The 22,527-nt window shown below is 67.1% G+C and carries 21 protein-coding genes; 6 read left to right on the plus strand and 15 right to left on the minus strand.

Annotation, left to right across the window (positions count from 1 at the left end; all coding sequences use genetic code 11):
- Positions 1-54 precede the first annotated feature (54 nt).
- Together BM199_RS28760 and BM199_RS28765 are read left to right on the plus strand one after the other, a co-directional pair.
- The gene (locus tag BM199_RS28760; RefSeq protein ID WP_091678119.1) at positions 55-561 is read left to right on the plus strand and encodes a DUF6932 family protein; all 507 of its coding nucleotides are present in this window, start codon (positions 55-57) and stop codon (positions 559-561) included.
- 7 nt (positions 562-568) lie between these two features.
- On the plus strand, positions 569-1,444 hold the full coding sequence (locus BM199_RS28765; RefSeq protein WP_091678121.1) for a hypothetical protein: 876 nt from the start codon (positions 569-571) through the stop codon (positions 1,442-1,444).
- 491 nt (positions 1,445-1,935) lie between these two features.
- On the opposite strand, the gene BM199_RS28770 is transcribed toward BM199_RS28765, so the two are convergent.
- The 5 genes from BM199_RS28770 to ectA all read right to left on the minus strand — a co-directional run bounded on the left by BM199_RS28770 (position 1,936) and on the right by ectA (position 8,455).
- Positions 1,936-4,758, minus strand: a complete 2,823-nt coding sequence (locus BM199_RS28770; RefSeq protein WP_245788860.1) for an AfsR/SARP family transcriptional regulator — start codon at positions 4,756-4,758, stop codon at positions 1,936-1,938.
- A 389-nt stretch (positions 4,759-5,147) separates the two neighbouring features.
- Positions 5,148-6,050 carry an ectoine hydroxylase gene (gene thpD, locus BM199_RS28775; protein ID WP_091678124.1) on the minus strand — a complete coding sequence of 301 codons (903 nt, stop codon included), beginning with the start codon at positions 6,048-6,050 and terminating at the stop codon, positions 5,148-5,150.
- 107 nt (positions 6,051-6,157) lie between these two features.
- Complete coding sequence (locus tag BM199_RS28780) at positions 6,158-6,550, minus strand: ectoine synthase (protein WP_091678126.1); 393 nt, start codon at positions 6,548-6,550, stop codon at positions 6,158-6,160.
- 49 nt (positions 6,551-6,599) lie between these two features.
- Positions 6,600-7,853, minus strand: a complete 1,254-nt coding sequence (gene ectB / locus BM199_RS28785) for a diaminobutyrate--2-oxoglutarate transaminase (protein WP_091678129.1) — start codon at positions 7,851-7,853, stop codon at positions 6,600-6,602.
- Between the two features lie 50 nt (positions 7,854-7,903).
- Positions 7,904-8,455 carry a diaminobutyrate acetyltransferase gene (gene ectA, locus BM199_RS28790; RefSeq protein ID WP_091678131.1) on the minus strand — a complete coding sequence of 184 codons (552 nt, stop codon included), beginning with the start codon at positions 8,453-8,455 and terminating at the stop codon, positions 7,904-7,906.
- Between the two features lie 501 nt (positions 8,456-8,956).
- Here ectA and BM199_RS28795 point away from each other — a divergent pair.
- Positions 8,957-9,592, plus strand: a complete 636-nt coding sequence (locus BM199_RS28795) for a class I SAM-dependent methyltransferase (protein ID WP_091678134.1) — start codon at positions 8,957-8,959, stop codon at positions 9,590-9,592.
- Here the strand turns inward: BM199_RS28795 and BM199_RS28800 are convergent, their stop codons facing one another.
- On the minus strand, positions 9,593-10,057 hold the full coding sequence (locus BM199_RS28800) for a VOC family protein (protein WP_091678137.1): 465 nt from the start codon (positions 10,055-10,057) through the stop codon (positions 9,593-9,595).
- 115 nt (positions 10,058-10,172) lie between these two features.
- On the opposite strand from BM199_RS28800, the gene BM199_RS28805 reads away from it, so the two are divergent.
- Positions 10,173-10,745 carry an HhH-GPD-type base excision DNA repair protein gene (locus tag BM199_RS28805; RefSeq protein WP_091678139.1) on the plus strand — a complete coding sequence of 191 codons (573 nt, stop codon included), beginning with the start codon at positions 10,173-10,175 and terminating at the stop codon, positions 10,743-10,745.
- 22 nt (positions 10,746-10,767) lie between these two features.
- On the opposite strand, the gene BM199_RS28810 is transcribed toward BM199_RS28805, so the two are convergent.
- The 3 genes from BM199_RS28810 to pdxR form a co-directional block, all read right to left on the minus strand.
- Entirely contained in the window at positions 10,768-12,003 is a 1,236-nt protein-coding gene (locus BM199_RS28810) for a DUF445 family protein (RefSeq protein WP_091678187.1), read from the minus strand.
- Positions 12,004-12,192: 189 nt separating this feature from the next.
- A complete protein-coding gene (locus BM199_RS28815) occupies positions 12,193-13,020 on the minus strand; it encodes an Abi-alpha family protein (protein ID WP_425425611.1) in 828 nt (275 codons plus the stop codon).
- Between the two features lie 75 nt (positions 13,021-13,095).
- The gene (gene pdxR / locus BM199_RS28820) at positions 13,096-14,502 is read right to left on the minus strand and encodes a MocR-like pyridoxine biosynthesis transcription factor PdxR (protein WP_091678144.1); all 1,407 of its coding nucleotides are present in this window, start codon (positions 14,500-14,502) and stop codon (positions 13,096-13,098) included.
- A gap of 82 nt (positions 14,503-14,584) precedes the next feature.
- Here pdxR and BM199_RS28825 point away from each other — a divergent pair, with 82 nt between their 5' ends.
- Positions 14,585-15,160, plus strand: coding sequence for a TIGR03086 family metal-binding protein (locus BM199_RS28825; protein ID WP_091678147.1), 576 nt, complete (start codon positions 14,585-14,587; stop codon positions 15,158-15,160).
- A gap of 17 nt (positions 15,161-15,177) precedes the next feature.
- Here BM199_RS28825 and BM199_RS28830 read toward each other — a convergent pair whose 3' ends face one another.
- The 3 genes from BM199_RS28830 to BM199_RS28840 form a co-directional block, all read right to left on the minus strand.
- Entirely contained in the window at positions 15,178-15,549 is a 372-nt protein-coding gene (locus BM199_RS28830; protein WP_091678150.1) for a LapA family protein, read from the minus strand.
- A gap of 323 nt (positions 15,550-15,872) precedes the next feature.
- On the minus strand, positions 15,873-16,484 hold the full coding sequence (locus BM199_RS28835) for an alpha/beta hydrolase (protein WP_091678153.1): 612 nt from the start codon (positions 16,482-16,484) through the stop codon (positions 15,873-15,875).
- On the minus strand, positions 16,481-17,446 hold the full coding sequence (locus BM199_RS28840; RefSeq protein WP_091678156.1) for a ring-cleaving dioxygenase: 966 nt from the start codon (positions 17,444-17,446) through the stop codon (positions 16,481-16,483). The genes BM199_RS28835 and BM199_RS28840 overlap by 4 nt, the downstream gene beginning before the upstream one ends.
- Positions 17,447-17,540: 94 nt before the next feature.
- On the opposite strand from BM199_RS28840, the gene BM199_RS28845 reads away from it, so the two are divergent.
- Positions 17,541-18,005 carry a MarR family winged helix-turn-helix transcriptional regulator gene (locus BM199_RS28845; RefSeq protein ID WP_091678159.1) on the plus strand — a complete coding sequence of 155 codons (465 nt, stop codon included), beginning with the start codon at positions 17,541-17,543 and terminating at the stop codon, positions 18,003-18,005.
- Here BM199_RS28845 and BM199_RS28850 read toward each other — a convergent pair.
- The 3 genes from BM199_RS28850 to BM199_RS28860 all read right to left on the minus strand — a co-directional run bounded on the left by BM199_RS28850 (position 18,002) and on the right by BM199_RS28860 (position 22,067).
- Positions 18,002-20,140 (minus strand): MMPL family transporter, encoded by a 2,139-nt coding sequence (locus tag BM199_RS28850; protein WP_091678190.1) that lies wholly within the window; start codon positions 20,138-20,140, stop codon positions 18,002-18,004. The two genes, BM199_RS28845 and BM199_RS28850, sit on opposite strands and share 4 nt — an antisense overlap.
- Before the next feature lie 122 nt (positions 20,141-20,262).
- Complete coding sequence (locus BM199_RS28855; protein WP_091678161.1) at positions 20,263-20,928, minus strand: response regulator; 666 nt, start codon at positions 20,926-20,928, stop codon at positions 20,263-20,265.
- Positions 20,925-22,067, minus strand: coding sequence for a sensor histidine kinase (locus BM199_RS28860; protein ID WP_091678164.1), 1,143 nt, complete (start codon positions 22,065-22,067; stop codon positions 20,925-20,927). The genes BM199_RS28855 and BM199_RS28860 overlap by 4 nt, the downstream gene beginning before the upstream one ends.
- Positions 22,068-22,527 lie beyond the last annotated feature (460 nt).

Raw genomic sequence — 22,527 nt, forward strand, 5'->3', positions numbered from 1 at the left:
GTGGATCTCGCAGGGCGGGTGACTCGCCGCAGGACACGCACCGTAAGGAGGCAGATGGCGCTCCCGCACTGGACGCCGGACAACCTGCTGCCGCCTGGCCGGCATCCCGCCGACCTCTCCGACATCTACGAGCGGTTCGTCTGGGACGCCCCGCACCGTAACGAGCGGGAGAACCTCTTCGGCGCTCTCGGCGGCTATCTCGGTGTCGTCATGCGGATGATCCCGGCGGGACGGGCCTGGATCAGCGGCGGCTTCACCACCCGAATGGATGGTGTTCCACGCGATATCGACGTCCTGCTGCTGCCTGACGACTGGGGCAGTCTCAAGCGTCTGGACAGTGTGGCGAGGGCGGAAATCTATGGCCTGCTGACGCTGCGCGGAGTGATCGTGGAGCAGCCGGTGATGTACTTGGACCAGGTTCAGCCGGTGGGCGGGCTGCTGGACGGCTTCCTCTGCCGTCCCGGCGACGAGGAGACCTGGGCCGAGACATGGTCGGCGGTGCGGGGACCGCACGGCACCGTCGAGGGGCTCGTCAAGGGTTTCGCGGAAGTGACCTGGTGAGGACGGTATGAGGTTCCGGCGCATCGCCGACGACATTCCCGGTGGTACCTGGCTGGACGACCTGGCACGCGCCTCCGCGATGTCGGCCTACGCCAAGTTCGAACGCACCTCCCGAGCGCCACTGCTGCGGGTATCGGTTCTCGGCTCGACCCAATTGGACGCCTACACGTTCTCCGACATCAGCCGCTCCTTGCAGGACGCGACCGCGAAGATCGGACACATCGTTCGCAACCCGCAGGGCGAGATCACCTCGGTGCAACCCGCGGACCGGGAGAAGGCACCGCTGATCCAGCGCGGCCAGGCGGGCAACACCATCTTCTTCGGCTTTCCGGAGATCGGTGCCGAGGACGCGCTCATCCAGGACGGCATCGAGACGCTGTCTGAGCGCGCGGTCAAGGAACTCTGTGACTTCCTCCCGGTCAACGGCTCCGACGACGGCGCGCTCGACGCGGTCCTGCTGCAGCGCGACACCGTGCGCAACGCCGTGAGCGACATCGTCAACGCGGTGACCAAGAACTCGGGAATCGGCCTGACGCTCACCCCCACCTCCGGCGAGGAGGTGGCGCGCAGCATGACCACCGAGCAGGCCAGGGTGCTGCAGAGCAGCCTTCGCGAGTCCCGTGAGGACGTCGGCTACGAGACTGTGACCGGCAGGCTCGACGGTGTGCGTACCCGTCGGCGCATCTTCTATCTGGAACGTGACACCGGCGGAACCATCCAGGGCGCTGTCGCGCCCGACCTGCTCGACGAGATCAAGCTGAAGCTGGATCAGCCAGTCACGGCGCGCCTGCGGGTGGTTCGGACAACGACGATCGACGGCCGCCGCGGCAGGCCGGTGTACGAGCTGCTGGAGATCCGCTCCCAGGGGAGTCTGTTCGACTGAGGCGGGCACAAAACCTCACCACAACGACACCCATCCGCCGAAGGAGACGCACGCAGCGCGCAGCCTGCGAAGCGCTGCAAAATAAACACAGCCTGAGGCGTAGCGATCTCCGCACCCAGCCCTACCTCGCACTTTCCCGGGAAAGTGCGAGCCGGCACGCCCTTGACCTGGTACGGGAGTTTCCATCCCCGCACTTTCCCGGGAAAGTGCGGGCTTGGGTTGGGGGTACTTGACGACGATGTCGATCTTGCTTGGGGGTACTTGCAGGCGCACCATCCCCACGCGACTGGCCGGCCGGAACTCCCCCCACCAGGGCCGGCCGGCCAGCACGCAACGGCTCGTCTCGTGAGACGCCCGTCTTCCTCCGCGCAGCCCTCCCTGCGTCACGAAGGAACAGTGCCGCCACAGCAACTCCTCCCCCTGAAGGCCGCTGTGGCAAGCACTGCGATTCGGACAGTACGCCGAACGATCGTGACGCCACTAAGAATCCGCTAAGCATCAGCGGGCCGCAGCCGCTCCAGTTCTGCCCGGATGTCGACCGCTGAGCGCGGGCTTACTCGTTCGTGGAGTTCGAGTGCGGCCGTGAGCTGCTGCCTCGCTCCCGATACGTTGCCACGAGCACCTAAGATCCGGCCAAGAGTGAAGCGCGCCACACCCTCTTGCAAAACGAATCCGCGCGCGACCGTGAGTTCGAGGGCCTCCCGGGCGTAGCGTTCCGCCTCGGCATGCTCGCAGAGGGCGAAGTGCAGCTCGGCCAGGTTGTTCAGCGACACAACCGCGTAGCTGTCGTCGCCGAGCTTGCGGTCCACCCGCAGCGAAGCCAGTTGGTGCGTGATCGCCTCGGAGTACCTGCCCGCACGTTTCTCGGCCTCCGCGCAGTTGTTCAGCGCCTGGCCCTGCAGCGCGAGATCCCCGGTTCGTTCGGTCTCCTCGATCGCGGTCAACAGCCTGGCGATCGCCTCGTCGTCCCGGCCCGCGAGCACAAGCGCGCAGCCGACGTGGATTTCCGCCGAGATCCGCAGCCGGTCGTCCTGGAGATCCCGCGCGATGTCCAGTGCGGCCTCGGCATCGGTGAGGCTGCCTTCGGCGAGGCCGAAGGTCAGTGCCACCGCACACCGGGAGATCAGCATCCAGCAGCGCCCCAGTTCGCTGCCCGCCGCCTCGGCCGCGGTCAACCCGAGCTCCACGAGCCGGGACCACTCGTCCCACCACGGGCGCACCACGCGATAGGTGTGCGCCACTCTCGCCAACTGCCACGCGTCCTCGTACGCACCGGCAGCACTGGCAGCCTCGATCACAGCCAGCAGATTGGCCCATTCCGCGGCGAACCAGTCCAGCGCTTCGTCGAACGTGGCCAGCGCGGGCACCACAGCACTGCCCTCCGGCAGCAGTCCGGAGAACTCGAGCGGGTCCACGATCCGCAGCAGCCGCCTGCGCGCACGATCCGCGACGGCCTGGTAGTACCAGACCGCATCGGCCAGCAGTTCCGCTCGTTCCGCCCCGGTCAGCTCGGTCTCGGCGAGGTCCCGCACGTACAGCCGCACCAGATCGTGCGGGGTGAAACGGTCCTGCCTCGGCTCCGCCAGCAGGTGCTGGGACGCCAGCAGCCGCAGCCTGTTCCGGGCCTCGCCCACCTCCACGCCACACAGCGCGGCGATCAGGTGTGGGTCCACGGCGCCGAGTGGCAGGACCCCGATGACCCGCAAGGTCGCAGCGTGCTCCGCGGCCAGACCCCGATAGGACAGATCGAGTGCCGCCCGCAAACTCGCCTCCCCACCGTCCGCCTCCAGAGCCGCCAGCCTGGTCCGTTCGTCGGCGAGTTCCTTCAGCAGTTCCTCGCCGATCCACGGTGGACTACCGGCGAGCCGAGCCCCCGCGATCCGCAACGCCAGCGGGAGATAGCCGCACAGCTTCGCGAGCCGCTCGTTGCGGCCGTCGGGAGTCGCGCCCGCCAGGTCCTCGATCAGGCGCACCGCATCGGCGGGAGCCAGGACGTCCAGCGCACGCACCCGCGCGGTGTTGCTGACCGTGAGGCCGTCCAGCCTGGACCGGCTGGTCACCAACGTCATCGACCGGGCTCCGGGTGGCAGCAACGGGCGCACCTGCTCCGCCGATCCCGCGTCGTCCAGCACCACCAGCACCCTGCGACCGGCCAGCAGTGACCGGTAGAGCGCGACCCGCTCGTGCAGCTGTTCCGGTAGCTCCGCCGCGGCGACACCGAGACCGAGGAGGAACTGGTTGAGCACCTCGGCAGGGTTGAGCGCGGGTGTGCGGGGGTCGAATCCGCGCAGCGAGGCGAAGAGCACGCCGTCCACGAACTGCCCCGCGGCTCGGTGCGCCCACCAGACCACGAGTGCGCTCTTCCCGACTCCCGCTGTCCCGGTGACCACGCCGATCGCCCCTGCCCCTGCGTCGGCCCCCGCACCGAGCTGGTCGAGCCACTCCAGCTCTTTGCTTCGCCCCGCGAGGACGGGCAGCGCGGCGGGCAGCTGGGCGGGAACCAGTGGAACCGTGACCCCGGGATTGCCACCGTCCAGGTCGTCCTGCAGCAACCGGTCGTGTAGCTGCCGCAGCTCAGGTCCTGGGTCGATGCCCAGCTGGTCGTTCACGTACCGCGACACCTGACGGAAGATGTCGAGAGCATCAGCCCTTCTGCCCGCCCGGTACAGCGCGAGCATGAGCTGGCCCACCGTGCGCTCGGCTGCCGGGTTCTCCCGCACCATCGGCGTGAGTTCCGCGATCAACTCGGCATGTCTGCCCAGTTCGAGATCGGCATCGACTCGCGCACCGTGCACGGCCAGCCGCAGCTCTTCGAGCGCGGGCGCCGCCACCGACTGCGGGACTCCGCCGAGCACCGGCCCTTGCCACAGGGCGAACGCCTCCAGCAGCAGGTCGGCCCGTAAGGCCAGCGGCGCAACCGCGGCTCGCTCGAGTAACGCTCGCGCGCGGTGTACGTCGATCCGATCTGGGTCGACGTGCAACTGGTAACCCGGCGGCGCCGTGCGGATCCGAGCGGACTCCGCGCTGTCCGCGCGTTTCTCCCCGTACACCGATCTCAGCACGCGCCGCAGATGGGACACGTTGCCGTGCACGATCGTCCGCGCCGTCGCGGGCGGCTCGTGTCCCCACAGCGCGTCGATGATGTCGTCGAGCGTCACGACCTTGTTGGCATCGAGTGCGAGCAGCGCAAGCAGACCGCGAACGCCCGGTCCCCCTACCGGTATCGCCCTTCCGTCCGCCAGCAGCTGCACCGGGCCGAGCAGCTGGATCCGCACATCCGGCCCTGTGCCATCACGAATATCCCGTTCGTTCACGTCCGTCCCCCCGGTCGGCCTTCAACGAGAAGCCGAACGTATCGCGAACGCGGGGACGGCGGATGCGCAAAGGCGATTCCCCGGGACTCCACCACCGATCGTCACCCGTTCGGCGGCAGCGCGCACAAATACGGCCCCGTGCCATCAGTCCCGATCTGATGGCGCGGGGCCGTACTCGGTGGTGATTGCGGCGGACTCGCAGGACGATCCACCAGGTGTTGTCGTAGGCAGCGGCGCGGGAGCTCACCCCGAGCAGAAACCCGTTCCACCGTCACCGACAACAGTCACGCTGACGCCCGTCCAGCCGGACCGGCGCGCGTGACCGGCACAACATAACAGGGTGCGGTCGGACCGCTACAAGCGGCCCGACCGCACCCTTGGCGCCCGCCCTAACGGGACAGCGGAGTGAAGTCCCGGCTGCCGATGAAGTTGGGCCGGGGCTTGCTCGCCGCGTAGGGCTGCACCAGCGCGTTCTCCACGCTGTTGAACACCAGGAAGATGTTCGAGCGCGGATACGGCGTGATGTTGTTGCCCGAGCCGTGCATGATGTTCGAGTCGAACCAGAGCGCCGAACCGGCAGGTCCGGTGAACTGGTCGATCCCGCACTCGGCGGCGAGCTTCATGATGTCGTTCTCGCTCGGAACACCGATCTTCTGTTCCTTGAGCGAGGTCTTGTAGTAGTTGTCAGGTGTTTCGCCGACACACTGCACGAAAGTGCGCTGCGAGCCGGGCATCACCATCAAGCCCCCGTTGAACGGGTAGTTGTCGGTGAGAGCGATCGAGCAGCTCACCGACCGAGGGCGTGGCATGCCGTCCTCGGCATGCCAGGTCTCGAAGTCGGAGTGCCAGTAGAAACCGGACCCCTTGAAGCCGGGCATGTAGTTCACCCGGCTCTGGTGGATGTACACCTCCGAGCCGAGAATCTGCCGAGCCCGGTCGAGCACCCTTGGGTCCCGCACCAGCTCGCCGATCAGTTCACTGATCTTGTGCACCTCGAAGATGGAACGGACTTCGCCGAACTCCTTCTCGGTGATGACGCGCTCGTCTGCCTTGAGCTCGTCGTCCGAGGACAACCGGACCAGTTCCTGCCAGTAGCCCTGGACCTCCGCAGGCGAGAGCAGTCCTTCCACGACCGAGTATCCCTTGGCATCATGTGAGGCAAGGGTGGCCGCATCGATCGGTCCATCGGATTCGCCGCCCCAGACGGTCGGATCCACGCGGTCGATGAGCTGTGCCTCGCCCGGGATTCTGGTCGGGTAACTGTCCTCCACACGGGTGTCCGTGAGCGTCAAGCTGCTCGCCTCCTAAATTTTATTGTTTTGAATTGCCCCATTCATTGGTGGTGGTGAGGAGCACCGGTCAGTTCGGGTGGTCTGTGGTCGGAACGGCAGGAGCCAGCTCAGTCCTCTTCGCGCACGAGCGGGTACACGCCGTTCTCGTCGTGTACCTCCCGTCCCGTCACCGGCGGGTTGAACACGCACACGGTGCGCATGTCGGTCTTCGGCCGCACCTGGTGCTTGTCGTGGTTGTTCAGCAGGTACAGCGATCCAGGCTTCAGCTGATGAGTCTCACCGGTGGCCTTGTCGGTGATTTCCCCCTCACCCTCGAAAACAAACACCGCTTCGATGTGGTTCGCGTACCAAAAATCGTTGACCGTTCCCGCGTAGAGGGTGGTCTCGTGCACCGAGAATCCAGCCTTCTCCTTGGCCAGAATGATGCGCTTGCTCCGCCAGTTCTCCGTCTTGATGTCGGAGTCGGTGTCGGTGATCTCGTCGAGGGTGCGGACGATCAAAGCGTGCTCCTTGAGGTGTCGTTCAGTTTTGTTGCCCGGAAGGACTGTCTCAGACGGACAGTACGGTCCGGACGGACTCGGTGATGATCTCCAGGCCCTGGGTGAACTCCGCGTCCGTCGTGGTCAGCGGCGGCAGCAGTTTCATGACCTCACCGTCGGGGCCAGAAGTCTCCATGAGCAGGCCACGCTCGAAGGCGGCGGCGCACACCTTGCCCGCGAGCTCCCCGTTGGGGAACTCGAGCCCACGCGCGAGCCCGCGGCCCTTGGCCGAGAGTCCCGCGTCCGGGTACGAGTCGGCGATCTCCGACAGTGCGGCACCGACGCGCTCGCCCTTCGCCCTTGTCGCCTTCTCCAGCTCGTCGTCGCGCCAGTAGGTGCGCAGCGACTCCGCGGCGGTGACGAAGGCGGGATTGATGCCCCGGAACGTGCCGTTGTGCTCGCCCGGCTCCCAGACATCGAGTTCCGGCTTGATCAGGGTCACGGCCATCGGCAGGCCGTAGCCACTGATGGACTTGGACAGACAGATCATGTCCGGCTCGATGCCCGCGTCCTCGAAGCTGAAGAACGGGCCTGTCCGGCCGCAGCCCATCTGGACGTCGTCGAGGATCAGCAGGATGCCGTGCCGCTTGCACAGCTCGGAAAGGCCCTGCAGCCACTCCAGGCGCGCGGCGTTGATGCCGCCTTCACCCTGGACGCTCTCCACGATGACGGCAGCGGGCTCGTTCAGTCCACTACCCGAGTCCTGCAGCAGGCGGTCGAAGTAGAGGAAGTCGGGGTAGGCGCCGTCGAAGTACTTGTCGTACGGCATCGGGGTCGCGTGGACCAGCGGAATGCCGGCACCCCCGCGCTTCATGGAGTTACCGGTGACCGAAAGGGCACCCAGGGTCATCCCGTGGAACGCGTTGGTGAAGTTGATGACCGACTCCTTGCCGGTCACCTTGCGCGCGAGCTTCAGCGCGGCTTCCACCGCGTTCGCGCCACCGGGTCCAGGAAAGACGACCTTGTACTCCATCGAGCGCGGCTTCAGCAGCACGTCGTCGAGGGTCTGCAGGAAGTCTCGCTTCGCTGTCGTGTACATGTCCAGTGAGTGGGTGACCCCGTCACGGGAGATGTAGTCGATCAGCGCCTGCTTCAGCACCGGGTTGTTGTGCCCGTAGTTGAGCGCCCCCGCTCCGGCGAAGAAGTCAAGGTAGGCCTTGCCGTCCTCGGCGTACTGCCAGCTACCTTGCGCTCGATCGAACACCACGGGCCAGCCACGACTGTAGCTGCGCACTTCCGACTCGAGCGTTTCGAAGATGCTCACGCTTGCTCCGTCTCTCAGTTCTCGTATCAGCATTGTCCCCTGTGGAGGACTCAGCCGCTTGCCACGTTCCGGGGCGCCAACGGCCCGATCAGGTAGTGGTCCTCCGGCTCGTGTTCGTCCGGGAAGTCGTCGGCCGCGAACAGCGCCGACGACTTCAACTCGGCGTCCCAGCGCTTCGCGAATGACGCGAACAGCCGAATCGAGGCCTCGTTGTCCGGGGTGATCGTCGTCTCCAGGTAGCGGACCCCACCGCCGCCGACGAGCCCGTCGAACAGCGCATCCAGCAACTTCCCCGCGAGACCACGTCCTCGTTGCGACGAGTCCACCGCCACCTGCCACACGACGACCGCATCCGGCGCGTCTGGTCTGCGGTAGCCGGCCACGAAACCGACGGGCTCGCCGTCGACTCTGGCGACGACTGAGGTGGAGGCGAAATCGTGGCACCACAAGAGGTAGGCGTATGACGAGTTGAGATCCAGCTTTTGTGAATCTCGCGCAATTCGCCAAAGCGCCGCGCCGTCGGACTTGGACGGGTTCCCGATCACCACGTCGCCGACCGCTCGATTATCGCCGTTGGCACGGTCTGAGTGCTTTCCGGACATATCAATGCAACTTAACAGACCAGTTTCCGCAGCTCAGCCCACGCCACAACGAGCAAGCGAGCTACCTGCGAAGATGACGAATCACCTGTGACAATGACGACATAGATCTACCGATCATGCCCGTTCGTGTGCTATGTGCGCAAAACGACCGGCCGCCGTACTCGCCAGCGGCGTGCAGGACCGTGACCAGCACCGAGGCTCCATCTGCCGCTTACGGTAGTGGTATCGCCACAGAAATGCGAGCGCTACGACGGACGATTCCCGCTGTTCCACGGCAGCCATGGCGACGGAGTGTGACCAAGCGGTCCGGGACCGCTATTAGCTTGCCCATATTCTTTCCCAGTCGTGCACCTTTTCGGAAACGTGATCTGCCCGCCATCGCAGCGTCACTTACCGTTCGACAATTTCCGGGCCTTCACCAGTAAATAGTGAAATGGGCCACTCGCATCCTTATTACTTCCGCTATATCACACCGTCGGGCGGATTCGGTAATCTTCGATCATGACGACTCCGGATGCCGGTGCTCTGTTCGACGGTCTCGCTCCCGGCTACGACGGCGACCACTTTCACGAGTCCGTCGCCGAGGCACTCGTCCGCGGGCTTCCCGCGACGGTCTCCCCGCGACTGGTGCTGGACGTGGCCACCGGTACCGGTGCGGCGGCGTTCGCCGCGCTGCGCCACCTGGACGCGCGCAGGCTCGTCGGCGTCGACATCTCCCCCGCGATGATCGAGCGGGCGCGTGGCCGGGCTGCCGTGCAGGACGCGGACGGGCGGATCGACTGGCAGGTCGGCCAGGCGGTCCCGGCGCCGATGGCAGACGACGCGGTCGACATCGTGCTCTGCGCCTCGTCGCTGCACTTCCTCGGCAGAGCGGCGCTTCACGACTGGCTTCGTGTCCTGCGTCAGGGCGGCCGGGTGGCCTTCACCCTGCCGCCTGCCGAGACCTTCCGCCCGTCCGGCGCCTTCGCCAAGCTCGTGGCCACCGACCTGCCGCTTCCACAGGACAACGGGCAGGCAGCGGCGCTCGCCACCGCGGCCGGGTTCGAACAGGCCAACGCGACCAGACTGGACATCACCGGGGAGCGGCCGAGGTCCGTCTTCCTCGTGCACGCGAGCGCGCCGTCCCGCACTGCTTGATCAGCGCTCTGCACCTGGCGGGTCGAGGTTGAGCGCGGGCATGGCGGAGCCGCCCGGTTGCCAGGTCCGCAGGAAGCCCTCCTGAACCGCCTGGTCGACCAACTCGATCCGGGTGCCGAGGCTCTCCAGGCGGTGGTAGGTGAAGGAACGGCCATACGGGCAGGAGTCGAACTCGATCGGGGCGCCTCGGGCCGCCAGCCGATCCTTGTCCGACTGGACGTCCGCCGACCAGTAGCCGATGTGGTCGAACCGGGACCCCATGGTCGCGTCCCACGGGCTACCTGCGGGACCTTGGATGATCTCGAAGAACGGTGGTCCCTCGACGGAGAAGACGATCTCGTACTCCCAGGAGCCCAGTCGCCCCTCCCGGATGGGACTCCACGTCACCCCCACGGTGCGCGTGAGGTCCTCGGTCGCCTTTCGCACATCCTGCACGACGAAACACAGGTGGTAGAAGTTGTTCACCGACCCCTTCTAACAGCTCGCACAGTCCCACCTCATGGCAGGACCGGCCCCAACGAAAGCACCGTCAGCGATGTGGGTCATGGTGAGCCGGGGATCGCCGTGCCAGGATGACGTCATGCCCAAGAAGCTACGACTGACCGGCGACGCAGAGGCCGACAAGCTGCTCAGCGAGGACCCGTTCGCCTTGCTCACGGGGATGTTGCTGGATCAGCAGATCGCGATGGAGGTCGCCTTCAACGGGCCGAAGAAGATCGCCGACCGGATGGACGGGTTCAGCGTCACGAAGATCGCCGAGGCTGATCTCGAGGAGTTCGTGGAGTTGTGCGTGCAGAAACCGGCCATCCACCGCTACGGCGGTTCGATGGCTCGCAGGGTGCACGCGCTCGCGGAGCACATCGTGGAGAACTACGGCGGGAAGACCGACCGGATCTGGAAGACGGGCAAGCCCGACGGTGCCGAAGCACTGAAGCGACTCAAGGCGCTGCCAGGGTTCGGCGACCAGAAGGCCCGCATCTTCCTCGCGCTCCTCGGCAAACAGCTCGGCGTCAAGCTCGATGGGTGGCGCGAGGCGGCAGGCGCATACGGCGAAGAGGGCTCTCGCCGGTCCATTGCGGACGTGACCAGCGCCGAGTCCCTGACCGAGGTCCGCGAGTTCAAGAAGGCGGCGAAGGCCGCGGCCAAGAAGTAGCGGCTTGCACACGGCACAGGTCTCAGCCACTGAACTGGAGCAGGACCTGCACCTGTAGCTCACCGACGGCCGCGCCGAGCAGCGCGCCGGTGGCGATGAGAATCCACTCGTCCTGCTGGAACGCGGGTCGCAGCAGCCCCTCGAACTCCTCGGCGTCGAGTTCCTTCATCTTCCGCACGAGGACGTTGCGGATGTCCATCGCGTCCTCGGCGTAGTCCTCGACGTAACGCATGGTCTCGGGCAATCTGCGCATGATCTGCTCGGAGATCCCCAGCTTCATCTCCTGGTAGCGCTTGCTGCCGACAGCGAGAACCACCAGTGGTTTGGCGACGCTGACGTGCTTGGCCAGTTCCTCGTCCACCTGCCGCTGGATCAGCCTGAGCACCCTGTCCGACAGCGGTCCCCGCAGTACCGCCTCGATCACGTTGTGCGGGGTGATGATCTCCTTGGCGATCAGCGACGCGTAGGCCTCCGACACCTCGGCTCGCCGCTTGAGGAACAACCCCTGCCATTCGAACAGGCCGAAGTACCGCACCGGGTATCTCGGATGGAAGATCATCTTGAGTGCCAGCCAGTCGGTGAACCACCCGATGAACAGGCCGAACAGCGGCATGATGATCGGCAGCTTGAACAGGATCCAGACGGCCATCTGCACGATCCCGATCACCGCGCCGAAGTACAGACCGGACCTGGCGATGAACTGGAACTCCTTGCGGCCCGCCTCCTGGAAAATGCGGTTGAGCAGTTCCTTGTCCTTGACCAGGCTGGTGACCACCATGTCCTTGAGGTCGAACACCTCGTCCACATCGGCTTTGATGCTGTCCATCACCGCGCCCACCATCCGCGGCGCCTCGGACTGCACCCGGCTGATGATCAGCCGCTGCACCTGGTTCGGCAGCGACTCCCACAAGCCCGGCTGGTACTCCGCCGCGACCTCACGGACGATCTCCTCGACGGCGGCGAGCAGTGGTTTCTCGATCTCTTTCGCGATGCGGTCCGCGTCAAGACGGTCGACCACCTCGGCGGGCCGGATGAGCTGCTGGGTCATCGTGTCGCAGGCGATGCTCGCCATCCGGGCGGCCCGCTTCGGCACGATGCCCTGCCAGCCGAGGAACGGCTTGACCCCGACGAACTCCAGCGGCCGGAACATCATCCGGATCGCGACCAGTTTGGTCAGATAGCCGATGAGTGCCGCGACGACCGGGATGGAGCTGTAGAGCACCCAGTTCTCGATGAAGTCGTCGACGAGCGCACCCATGACCACCTCGGCTTCCACTTGATCACCGCAACGAGTGACCATGGTCACACGGCAGTGGAAAAAGTGCACCTGTTCGCAGGAGCTAGCGGCAGGCAGCACGCACGCGCATGACCGAGTCGAGGAGCGGGCCGAAGCTAGAGCGGAACACTGGAGTCCCCCTCCATGACGGCATGAGCCGTCGGCCTGGGCCTAACGCAGAGCGGCGCCGCTCGGGTCACAGGCCTGCCAGAAGTGGTTGCCCAACCGCGAGATGTGCACCGTGCGGCGGACGAACCTGGCCCGCTTCACCGAGTCCTCTGCCGCGCGCACCGTCGCATCGGTCATCAGGATCTCGTACTGGGTGTCCAGTCCGGGTGCTTCCTCACCGAGGTCGACGAGACCGAGTCCGATGAGGCGGGTGAGGTAACTGGGGACGTGGTCGAGCAGCGACACCCCGGCCGACTTGCCGACGGTGGAAGCGTTGCGCAGCACCACGCGGCCACCTCCGCCGAGGCCGGTGCGCTCGACGACGTCGAGCGCCGGAAACGGCGCGCCGTCGGAGAGCGCGGACAGGATGCGTGCCTCGTCCGGGGTGAGCTGGCGCAGAATCACGGCGTACAGGTACTCCCGTGCCCGTTCCTTGCCGAAGCCGATCGACTGGTTGAGCAGTTCGCCCATCGCCGCGCGCAGCGGCTCGACCTGCCCGGGCGCCGTCGGTACCACCGTGGCGGTGGCGCGGACCGCGACCGGATCCTGGGCCCTGCCGTTGTCCGTGTGCTGTGTCATCGCCGATGCCTGGGTCAGTGCGGCGTGATACGGGTCGTCGACGTCGTCGAGCCTGCGGCGGAGCTCGGTGAGGGCCACGCGCTCCAGCGAGCGCAGGCCCCGTTCGGCCACCTCGGCTCCCGGCAGCCGCCTGCCGAGAGAGACGCCGGTGCGCGCTGCCCAGCCCGCCAGCGAACCGGCTCGGCGAACCAGGTCGGGACCGCTGTCCCCGCTGTTCGCACTCCTGCCGGACGAACGATCCACTGGACCCACGGTGCCTCTCCCTCCTGCCGGAGTACTGATGCTACCCGCCGGTAGGCACAACAGCACCGGCCAGTTGCGCGGCAGTCACTTCGACGATGCGGCACGCAGGCGCCGTAGCCCCGGCTCGATATCGGCGAGCTGAACGGCGCCGTAGCCGAGAACGAAACCGCGCGGCCCTTCGCGGCGCATCCCGAAGCCACCGAGCGAGAACAGTGCCACATCCAGTTCGCGGGCGGCACGAACGAGATTCCCCGTAGGCCGCTCGGTCAGCACGCTGACGTGCAGTCCCGCCTGCGCCGGGACGGGAGTGCCCAGATCGGCGAACTCGCCGACGAGTGCCTCCGCCAGCCGGTCGTGCCGTGCCCGGTACTCCCGCCGCGCCCTGCGCACGTGCTTCGCGAACGAGCCGTCTTCGATGAACCGCGCGAGGGTGGCCTGCACCGGACCGTTCGTCTGCCAGTCACTGAGGTGCTTGGCCTTGACCAGCGCGGCGCGCAGCGAACGTGGCGCGACGACGAAACCGAGACGCAGTGCGGGCAGCAGTACTTTGGAGAACGATCCGATGTAGACGACCCGGCCGCTCTCGTCGAGACTGTGCAACGGTTCCAGGGGCCTGCCGGTGTAGCGGAACTCGGTGTCGTAGTCGTCCTCCACGATTACCGCGTCGTGGCGGCGAGCCCACTCGATCAGTTCCAGCCTCCGGGACAACGACATGGACATGCCCAGCGGGAACTGATGGGACGGCGTGACGTAGACGGCACGTGTCCCGTCCGGGATCTCCGAGACGACGAGTCCTTCCTCGTCCAGCCGGACCGCGACCGGATGCACTCCGAGCGCGCCCAGCAACCGCCGCGGCGGCGGGTAACCGGGATCCTCCAGCGCGACGCGGTCACCCGGCCGCAACAACACGCGTGTGAGAAGGTCGAGCGCCTGCTGTGCGCCGTTGGTGACCACGACGTCCTCACCGGTGACCCGCACGTCCCTGGAGACACCGATATGGCGGGCAATGGCCGCACGCAGCCCGGAATGCCCTGCCGGATTTCCGTACCCGAGGATGTCCGGATCACTGCCCCGCAGTTCTCCTGCCGATAGTCGCCGCCAGGTGCCGAACGGGAACAGGCTCACGTCGGGAATCCCCACGCGGAAGTCGTACCTGGGCCGCGCGTGGGAGAGCACGGGTGGCGCGGGAACCTCGTCCCACTCGGCCAACGGCCGCAGTGGGTCCGGTTTGCCTTCGGCTTCGGCGCCGGTGGCGCCGGCGCGCACGAAGGTGCCCGCACCGACCCTGGTCACGAGGAAGCCCTCGGCCGTCAACCGGTCATAGGCGGCGCTGACGGTGTTGCGGGAGACGGCGAGCCGCTGCGCCAGCTCCCTGCTGGGCGGAAGCGCCTCCCCCGCACGCAGACGTCCGTCGAGCACCGCGGCGCGGATCTGCCGGTAGATCTCGTCGCGGCGGCCGCGCCCGGCCTCCGTGTCGATCTGGACGTCCATGGCCACAGCCTAGATTGGCCCAATAGAACCTGCGCTGATTTGGCTCTTTGACCGGGCCGCTCCGCTCCGTAGCGTGTTTTACATGGACATTCGCGAACTCGACCGCCGCGCGCTGGAACACCTCGACAAGATCGTCGCCGGAATCGGGACCGCCGACCTCACGCTGCCCACCCCGTGTGCTGGCTGGGATCTCGGCGACCTGATGCGCCACCAGGTCAGCGAGAACAACGCGTTCGCCGTCGCCGCGCGGCACGGCAGTGCCGAGGACTGGAACGGCGGGGACCTGGGCGAGGACCCGTACGAGGCTTATGCCACCTCCGTGCGTGCGGTGCTGGCGGCCTTCGACGACCACGGGATGCTCGACCGGCAGGTGACGATCCACGATTTCGGCCCGTTCCCCGGCGCAGTCGTAGTGAGCATGCACTTCATCGACTCAATCGTGCACGGCTGGGATCTGGCGAGCACACTGGACGCGCCTTACGATCCCGAGCCGGATCTCACCGCGGCGGCGCTGAGGATCGCGAGCCAGATCCCGGCTGGGCCGGACGATCGGGGCGCGGGCAAGGCCTTCGGCGCGGTGGTCGAGGTGCCCGGCGACAGCAGCGATCTGGACCGGGTGCTCGGGCTGCTCGGCCGCGATCCTGCCTGGCGTCCCTGAGCGTCCGACAAAACCGGCTAGCGCACGGTTCTGCGTGAGGACCGGTTTTCCTTGCGCAGTTGCAGAATCCTGGCCCCACCGACGAGAGCCACCAGCAGTGCGCCTGCGATCGCGGAGAAGAGCATCGCGACAGCCAGCGGCAGGCTGCCGGACACCCCGAGGAAATGCACGGTCGCCGGGTCGAGGTTCTGCAGGATGAAAACGAGCAGGAAGATCAGCAGGACCGTGGCGACGACGACCGCGACCCACACACCGCTGATCCTGGTGCGCTTGTGCTCGGAGCGCGGCGCATCCCGTTGATCCTGATCCTCCACAGAGGACCCGAGAGGTAGCGGTTCGGCCTCGCCGTCGGCGGAGGAGGTCCACTTCCGGTCCTGCCCGTGTGTCATGCCGGATATTGTCTCCCTGACCTGGCTTCCGCGCAGTTCGGGCGAGCCGAACGGGTGACGCGCCGGATGCTCAGACGTCGCGGTCCAGGGTCGTGCTTCGCGGGGTGCTTCCGCACCAGTTCGGATCCCACACCGCGCCCGCGCGCGTGCAACAACCGTCCGGCCCGGCTGCGCGAATGCTCACCGGGCGGACGGTAGTCGTCGTGTTTTCCCTTGTAAACTAATAAAAAATCAGCGTCTCATTCAGCACTCGGGCTATTCAGACCCGTAGCATTCCTCGCCAGTGCGGCCCGTGGTCGCTGGGCCGGTGCTGAACAACCCTCTCAGTCGTTGAGCCATTTCTGCGCGGCCCGCACCCCTTCCAAGGTGAGTTGGTGACCACCCGGATGACGGTGTGTGGTGACCTCGGCCGCCCGCTCCCGCAGCTTGCGCACCAAGCTGTCCGCGGAATCCAGTGGCGCCATCGGGTCCTGCTCGCCGTTGGAGAGGAACACCCGTGATCCGGACAGGTCGTGTGGCGGAGGTTCCGGCACGGGCAGCATCGCCGCGAACAACGCGGCCTCGCGCACGACGTCGGGATAGAGGAGAGCCACAGCGGCCGCGATGTTCGCGCCGTTCGAGAAGCCCGTCGCGACCAGCCGCCGGTCGCCCAGTTCGTAGTGCTCCCGCGCCGTTCGCACGAAATTGGCCAGTTGGCCCGCCCTCGCGACGACGTCCTCGAAGTCGAAGACGCCCTCCGCGAGCCTGCGGAACCACCGCCTCGCGCCATGTTCCGACACCGGCCCCGCGGGGGCGAGCATCGGCGAACCGGGGCTCAGCTCCCTGCCGACGTCCAGCAGATCGTCCGGCCCGCCGCCCGTGCCGTGCAACAACAGCAACACCGGGCTTCCCTGCTCGCCCTCGACGAACCGGTGCTCCAGGGACAGCTCGCTCATGCACGCTCCAGGTTGTTCTCGTCCGGCAGTTCCAGCTTCGGCAGCATCGCCTGGATCTGCTCCCGGTTCGGCTCCAGCCACGGCGGCAGCTTCAGGGCTCGGCCCAGCTCCAGCAGCGGCTCGTCGATCCCGAAGCCGGGCTCGTCCGTGGCGACCTCCAGCAGCGTGCCGCCGGGCTCGCGGAAGTAGATCGACCGGAAGTACTGCCGGTCCAGGATCGAGGTCACCTGCACGCCGCGGTCGACCAGTTCCTCGCGCCAGGCCGCCTGTGTCGGCTCGTCCGGCGCGCGCCAGGCCACGTGGTGCACGGTGCCAGCGGCGACCAGTCCGCTCGGCGCGTCCGGAGTGACCAGGACATCCACCAGTGCGCCTGGGCCACCCTCGCCCGCGGTGAAACGGAACCGGTTGCGGTCCTGGTTGGCGAAGCCGAGGCCGAGTCCCTCGGTCAGCATCCCTGCCGTGGCTTCTTCCCGGTTCACCGAGAGCGTCACCGAGTGCAGGCCGCGGACTGCGTGCTCGGCGGGCACGTGCCCGTTGTCCCACGGTTCCCTCGGGTCCCCCTGCGGATGGGCAACCAGCGCGAGCTCCAGCCCGTCGGGGTCGCGGAAGGTGAGGACGTCCTCCGCATCGCGGTTCGTCACCCGGCTGGTCTCGACACCCGCGTCCTCCAGGTGCTGCTTCCACCACCCGATCGAGGCCTCGGGCACGGAGAACGAGGTGGTCGTGGCCTGGCCGGTGCCATGCCGCCCGCTCGGCGCGTCCTTCCAGGGGAAGAACGTCATGAGCGTGCCCGGCTTACCGGACCGGTCGCCGTAGTACAGGTGGTAGGTGCCCGGGTCATCGAAGTTCACGGTGGTCTTCACCAGGCGCAGCCCGAGGGTGCGGAGGTAGAAGTCGGCGTTGCGCTGCGGGTCACCGCCGATGGCCGTGACGTGGTGCAGGCCGCTGGTGCTGATTGACATGACAACTCCGTTCGAGAGGTGTTTTCGACGCTAACCCGATAACCTCTTGCGCGCAAGATATATTCCGGCGAGATAAATCGAGTACACTGTCCCCGTGCCGACCGAGCCTGACCCTTGTACGGACGACGACGAGATCGTGACCTGGTGGGGACTGGTCATCGAGGGATACCTCGCCACGCAGGACCGGCTGATGGGCGAGATCGCCGAGCGGTTCGACCTGGCGCCCGCCTCGTTCGACATCCTCATCCGCCTCATCCGTTCTCCCGACCACCGGATGCCGATGACCCGCCTCGCGGGTGAAGCGGCACTGTCCAGCGGTGGCTTCACGAAGGTGGCCGACCGACTGGTCGCCGCCGGCCTCATCCGCAGAGTGCCCAGTCCCGAGGATCGCAGGGTCACGTTCGTGACGCTGACCGAACACGGTCTCGACATCGCGGACAAGGCCAGACGGGCCTGCGCCGAGATCCTGCGGCGCAGGGTCCTCACCCCGCTCGGCCCCGAGGCTTCCGCCTCCCTTGCCGACGCGATGCGGACCCTGCGCGCGGTCAACTCGCCCTAATCCCGTTCGAGCGCCACTTTCGGCAACAGCCTGGCCATGGGCCTGGGCAGCCTCCAGGCCCGGTCGCCGAACAGCCGCATCACCGCGGGCACGATCAGGCAGCGGATCACGAAGGCGTCCAGCAACACCGCCACCGCGAGCCCGAGCCCGAACTGCTGCAGCATCCGGTCGGGACTGAGGACGAACGCGCCGAAAACGACGATCATGATGGCCGCGGCGGCGGTGATCACGCTGCCGGTCCTGGCCAGCCCTTCCCGTACCGCGCCCTGTGCGTCGCCGGTCCGATGCCACTGCTCGTGCATCCGCGACACCAGGAACACCTCGTAGTCCATCGAGAGCCCGAAGACGATCGCGAAGATCAGCACCGGCACGAAGGCCTCGATCGGCCCTGGCTGTGCACCGAACCAGCCCTGCCCGAACACGAGTGTGATGACGCCGAGACTGGCGCCGATGCTCAGCAGGTTCAGCACCGCGGCCTTGAGCGGGATCAGCAGCGAGCGGAACACCGCCATCAGCAACAACGCCGAGAGTCCGACGACCACGAGGATGAACAAGGGGAGCCGGTCGCTGACCGCGGCGGCGAAGTCGTCGGCGGCCGCGACCGAGCCACCGACCAGATAGGAGTCACCTGTGCGTTCCGACAGCGCGGGCAGGACCTCGCCCCGAAGCCGGGTCACCAGTTCATGGGTCTCCGCGGACTGGGGCGCACCGGCGGGGAAGGCCATCACCGTGGCGATTCCAGCGTCCCCCAGCACGTGGGGCTGCGAAGTGCCGGCGACTCCCGGTGTCGTGGCGAGCGTCTCGCGCAGTTCCGCACCCGTGGCACCCCCCTTGGCGAGTACGACGAGCGGCCCGTTGATCCCCGGCCCGAAGCCCTCCGCGAGCAGATCGTAGGCCTGCCTGCTGGTCGAGTCCTCCGGTTCCGTGCCCGCATCGGCGAATCCGAGGCGCAGGTCCAGCGCCGGGATCGACAGCGCTCCCAGCGCCACCACGGAGAGCACCAGCGGGACCAGCGGCTTGCGCTGCACCGCGACGGCCAGCCTGCGCCAACCCGCTCCCGGCGCGCGCCCCGCCCGCTCGGCCCGGTCCGCACGCCGTCGCACACTGCGTTCGATCCTGCGGCCGAAGAGGAACAGCAGTGCGGGCAACAGGGTCACCGACGCGACCATGGTGACCAGCACTGTCAACGCGACCGCGAAGGCGACGCCCTGCAGCGAGCCGAGACCGAGCGCCAGCAGACCGAGCAGGGCGATGATCACCGTGCATCCGGCGAAGAGCACCGACCTGCCCGCGGTGTCCAACGCGGTGCGCACAGCACGGTCCCGATCGGCGCCGTCCAGCAACTCCCCACGGAATCGGGAGAACACCAGCAGTGCGTAGTCGATGCCGACGCCGAGACCGACGAGCATCATCAGTGGAGCCGAGTAGCTCGGTATCTCGAGCAGATGTGACGCGAGGGCGATGGTGCCGAGAGTGCTGCCCACCGCGAAGACGGCGGTGACGAGCGGGACGCTCGCGGCCAGCAACGACCCGAACATCAGCACCAGGATCACCAGCGCGGCAAGGATTCCGGCGCCTTCGGCAGCACCGCCGCCGCCTTCTTCCGCCTCGCGGACCGGATCGCCGCCGACCGCCACGGTCAGCCCGTTCGCCTCGGCCGACTCCGCGGTGTCGACCAGCGTCCGGACGTCCGCTGCGGGCAGATCCGCCGCGCCGGAGTCCATCGACACCTCGGCATAGCCGATGGTGCCGTCGGATGAGATCGCTCCGGGCGAGTCGTAGGGACTCCGTACGTCAGCCACGTTCGGAAGGGCACGGACGTCGTCCAGCAGGGCCTGGATCCGCGATCTGGTGTCCTGCGCCGCCAGACCCGTTTCGTGGGCGACGACGATCCGCAGAGACTCCCCTGCCTGCTGCGGCGCGTTCTCCTGGAAGGTCTCGACAACCTCCTGCGACTCGGTTCCCGGTAGCGAGTGGTCGTCGCGGTAGTCGCTGCCGATGGCCTGCGACGTCAGAGTTATCGCGGCCAGCAGCAGGATCCAGAGGCCGAGTGCGAGCCACCGCCTGCGCTGCGACCAGGCGGCCAACCGTTCCAGTTCGCTCGGTGACGTGGTTCGAAGCTGGGTTGTGTGCATACCGGAAGCGTCGGACAGCTGTACCGCCATGCGCGTCCTGCGCAGGCGGTGATCTCTTCTTCGACTCCGGTCGCCCTGTCAGGGTCTTCCCGTACGACCGTGGTTGCCCAGCAGCGGTGCCGTCAGCCGAGCCACCTCGGAGTGACCATTGCGGACTCGTAGGCCAGGATCACCAACTGGGCCCTGTCCCGCACCCGCAACTTGGTCATGATCCTGCTGACGTGGGTCTTCGCGGTGGCCGGTGAGAGCACCAGTCGTTCGGCGATCTCGTCGTTGGACAGTCCTTCCGCGACCAGGATCGTCACCTCCCTTTCCCGCTCAGTCAAGGAGTTCAACCGAGGGCTCGGCGCGGGGCGGCTGACGCGCCCGGCGAACTCGGCGATCAGCCTGCGGGTGACCGAGGGAGCCAGCAGCGCGTCACCTCGGGCCACCACCCGCACGGCGTGGATCAGTTCCGTCGGTTCGGTGTCCTTGACCATGAACCCGCTCGCGCCGGCACGCAGTGCGCCGTAGACGTAGTCGTCCACGTCGTAGGTGGTGAGGATGACGACCTTCACATCGGCCAGCGCCGGATCCGCCGCGATCCTTCGGGTGGCTTCGAGCCCGTCGATGCCCGGCATCTGGACATCCATCAGCACCACGTCCGGCCGATGTTCGCGAGCGAGCCGGAAGGCACTGTCGCCTTCGGCGGCCTCCGCCACGACCGAGAGGTCGTCCTCACCGTCGAGAATAGAACGGAAGCCTGCCCTGACGAGGGCCTGGTCGTCGGCGAGCAGCAGCCGGATCATGCCGCACCTCGCGGCAGCCGCGCACGCACCCGGAAGCCGCCTTCCGGTGTGCTTCCGACCGTCAGTTCGCCGCCGAGCGCCCGCACCCGTTCCCGCATGCCCCGGATTCCGTTTCCGCCGGTTTCCCTGCCCGATGCCACTTTGCCACCCTTGCCGTTGTCGTCGACGGTGATTCGAAGTTCCCGCGGGTCATACTGCACCCGCAGGGTGACGGTGGTCGCACGCGCATGCTTTGTGACGTTGGTCAGCGCCTCCTGCACGAGTCGATACGCAGCCAGGTCCACCTCGCGCGGCAACGTGGTCTGCGCGCCGTCGACCTCGGCCACCACGTCGAGCCCGGCACCGCGGGTCTGCTCGAGCAGCTCGTCCAACCGGGACAGTCCTGGCCCCGTGTTCGCCGGGTCCGCGTGCCGCAGCACGCCGAGGGTGCCGCGCAACTCCCGCAGCGTTCGCCCGCTCGCCTCCTTGATCACCCGCAGCGCCTGCTCGGCCTGAGCCGGGTCTCGCTCGATGCGGTGCAACGCCGCGGCGGACTGGACGTTGATCATCGAAAGGTTGTGCCCCAACGCGTCGTGCAATTCTCTGGCGATGTGCAACCGCTCCTCGGTGGCCGCCCGCTGTTCCAGTTCCCGCAGGTACGACAGGCGGGTGTGCCGCGCGCCCCCGAAAGCGACCACCGCGGCAAGCCAGCCCGCGAACATCACCATCGCCGTGTCGTCGACGTGCCGCTCGTCGCCCATCACCTCTCCGTAAGCCGTGACCGCAAGGGACACGAAGGCAAAGCCTGCGGCGACCAGAAGATGCCCCTCTGCCGCCACCGTGAACAGCGCGACGATGAAGGCCAGCATGATCGGCCCGTCCGGACCTGTGAGCGGGTAGTAGAGGACACTCGCCAGCAGGGTCACCGCCGCGACCGGAATCGGATACCGCCTGCGCAGCACCAGAACGCCGGAGGCGCCAAGCATCAGCGCCCACGCCGCCACCCCCAGCTCCCCCGACTCACTGCCGAACTGCCGGCCCAGCAGCGTTCCGCCAACGATCAACACCGCGACGACGACCGGCACCAAGACGTCCTGCGAGCGCGCAAACCTGACAGACAACACGCCACGACAATCCCAGCAACCACCCCACCCCCGCATCCGGAACTCCCCTTAAGGGCCCGAATTTGCACTTTCAGGGCGTGAGTTTGCAGGTTGTGGGGGTGCCGGGGACACGTGGTGGGGTTTCGGGCACGCCTTCGGCGCGCCCTGCGCAATTGTCGCTCCACGCATCACCCTTTCGGGGTGGCTGGTAGCGCCAATTACCCAGGGAACGGGACCGCTGCGCCGGTTTCTGTCGTACCCCCTTTCTATAATTGTGGGGTGACTAGTTCAGGGGGAAACGTGGTGGTGCCGGGGCTTTCCCGGCGAAGATCGATCCTGTTTGGGCGGCTGCAGTCTGTGGAGCGGACACGGTCTAAAATGGAGGCGCGGCAGCTGTGTGACATCGCCGAGCTGGTGTCATCGTCGTCGGGGATTTCTCGGGATGTGGCGCAGGAAGTGGCGTTGGCGTTGTCGATCACTCCGCGTGCGGCGGAGCGGATGGTGTCGTTGGCGGTGG

It is taken from the genome of Amycolatopsis marina, assembly GCF_900111885.1.
GTDB classification, from domain to species: Bacteria; Actinomycetota; Actinomycetes; order Mycobacteriales; family Pseudonocardiaceae; genus Amycolatopsis; species Amycolatopsis marina.

What these genes read in the sequence shown, in the direction of transcription:
- BM199_RS28830 (WP_091678150.1), bottom strand. Translation starts at nt 15,549, where the DNA reads ATGACACACGGGCAGGACCGGAAGTGGACCTCCTCCGCCGACGGCGAG.
- BM199_RS28760 (WP_091678119.1), top strand. Translation starts at nt 55, where the DNA reads ATGGCGCTCCCGCACTGGACGCCGGACAACCTGCTGCCGCCTGGCCGG.
- BM199_RS28835 (WP_091678153.1), bottom strand. Translation starts at nt 16,484, where the DNA reads ATGAGCGAGCTGTCCCTGGAGCACCGGTTCGTCGAGGGCGAGCAGGGA.
- BM199_RS28765 (WP_091678121.1), top strand. Translation starts at nt 569, where the DNA reads ATGAGGTTCCGGCGCATCGCCGACGACATTCCCGGTGGTACCTGGCTG.
- pdxR (WP_091678144.1), bottom strand. Translation starts at nt 14,502, where the DNA reads ATGGACGTCCAGATCGACACGGAGGCCGGGCGCGGCCGCCGCGACGAG.
- BM199_RS28860 (WP_091678164.1), bottom strand. Translation starts at nt 22,067, where the DNA reads ATGCGGGGGTGGGGTGGTTGCTGGGATTGTCGTGGCGTGTTGTCTGTC.
- BM199_RS28855 (WP_091678161.1), bottom strand. Translation starts at nt 20,928, where the DNA reads ATGATCCGGCTGCTGCTCGCCGACGACCAGGCCCTCGTCAGGGCAGGC.
- BM199_RS28850 (WP_091678190.1), bottom strand. Translation starts at nt 20,140, where the DNA reads ATGCACACAACCCAGCTTCGAACCACGTCACCGAGCGAACTGGAACGG.
- BM199_RS28840 (WP_091678156.1), bottom strand. Translation starts at nt 17,446, where the DNA reads ATGTCAATCAGCACCAGCGGCCTGCACCACGTCACGGCCATCGGCGGT.
- BM199_RS28825 (WP_091678147.1), top strand. Translation starts at nt 14,585, where the DNA reads ATGGACATTCGCGAACTCGACCGCCGCGCGCTGGAACACCTCGACAAG.
- ectA (WP_091678131.1), bottom strand. Translation starts at nt 8,455, where the DNA reads ATGTCCGGAAAGCACTCAGACCGTGCCAACGGCGATAATCGAGCGGTC.
- BM199_RS28805 (WP_091678139.1), top strand. Translation starts at nt 10,173, where the DNA reads ATGCCCAAGAAGCTACGACTGACCGGCGACGCAGAGGCCGACAAGCTG.
- BM199_RS28810 (WP_091678187.1), bottom strand. Translation starts at nt 12,003, where the DNA reads ATGGGTGCGCTCGTCGACGACTTCATCGAGAACTGGGTGCTCTACAGC.
- BM199_RS28795 (WP_091678134.1), top strand. Translation starts at nt 8,957, where the DNA reads ATGACGACTCCGGATGCCGGTGCTCTGTTCGACGGTCTCGCTCCCGGC.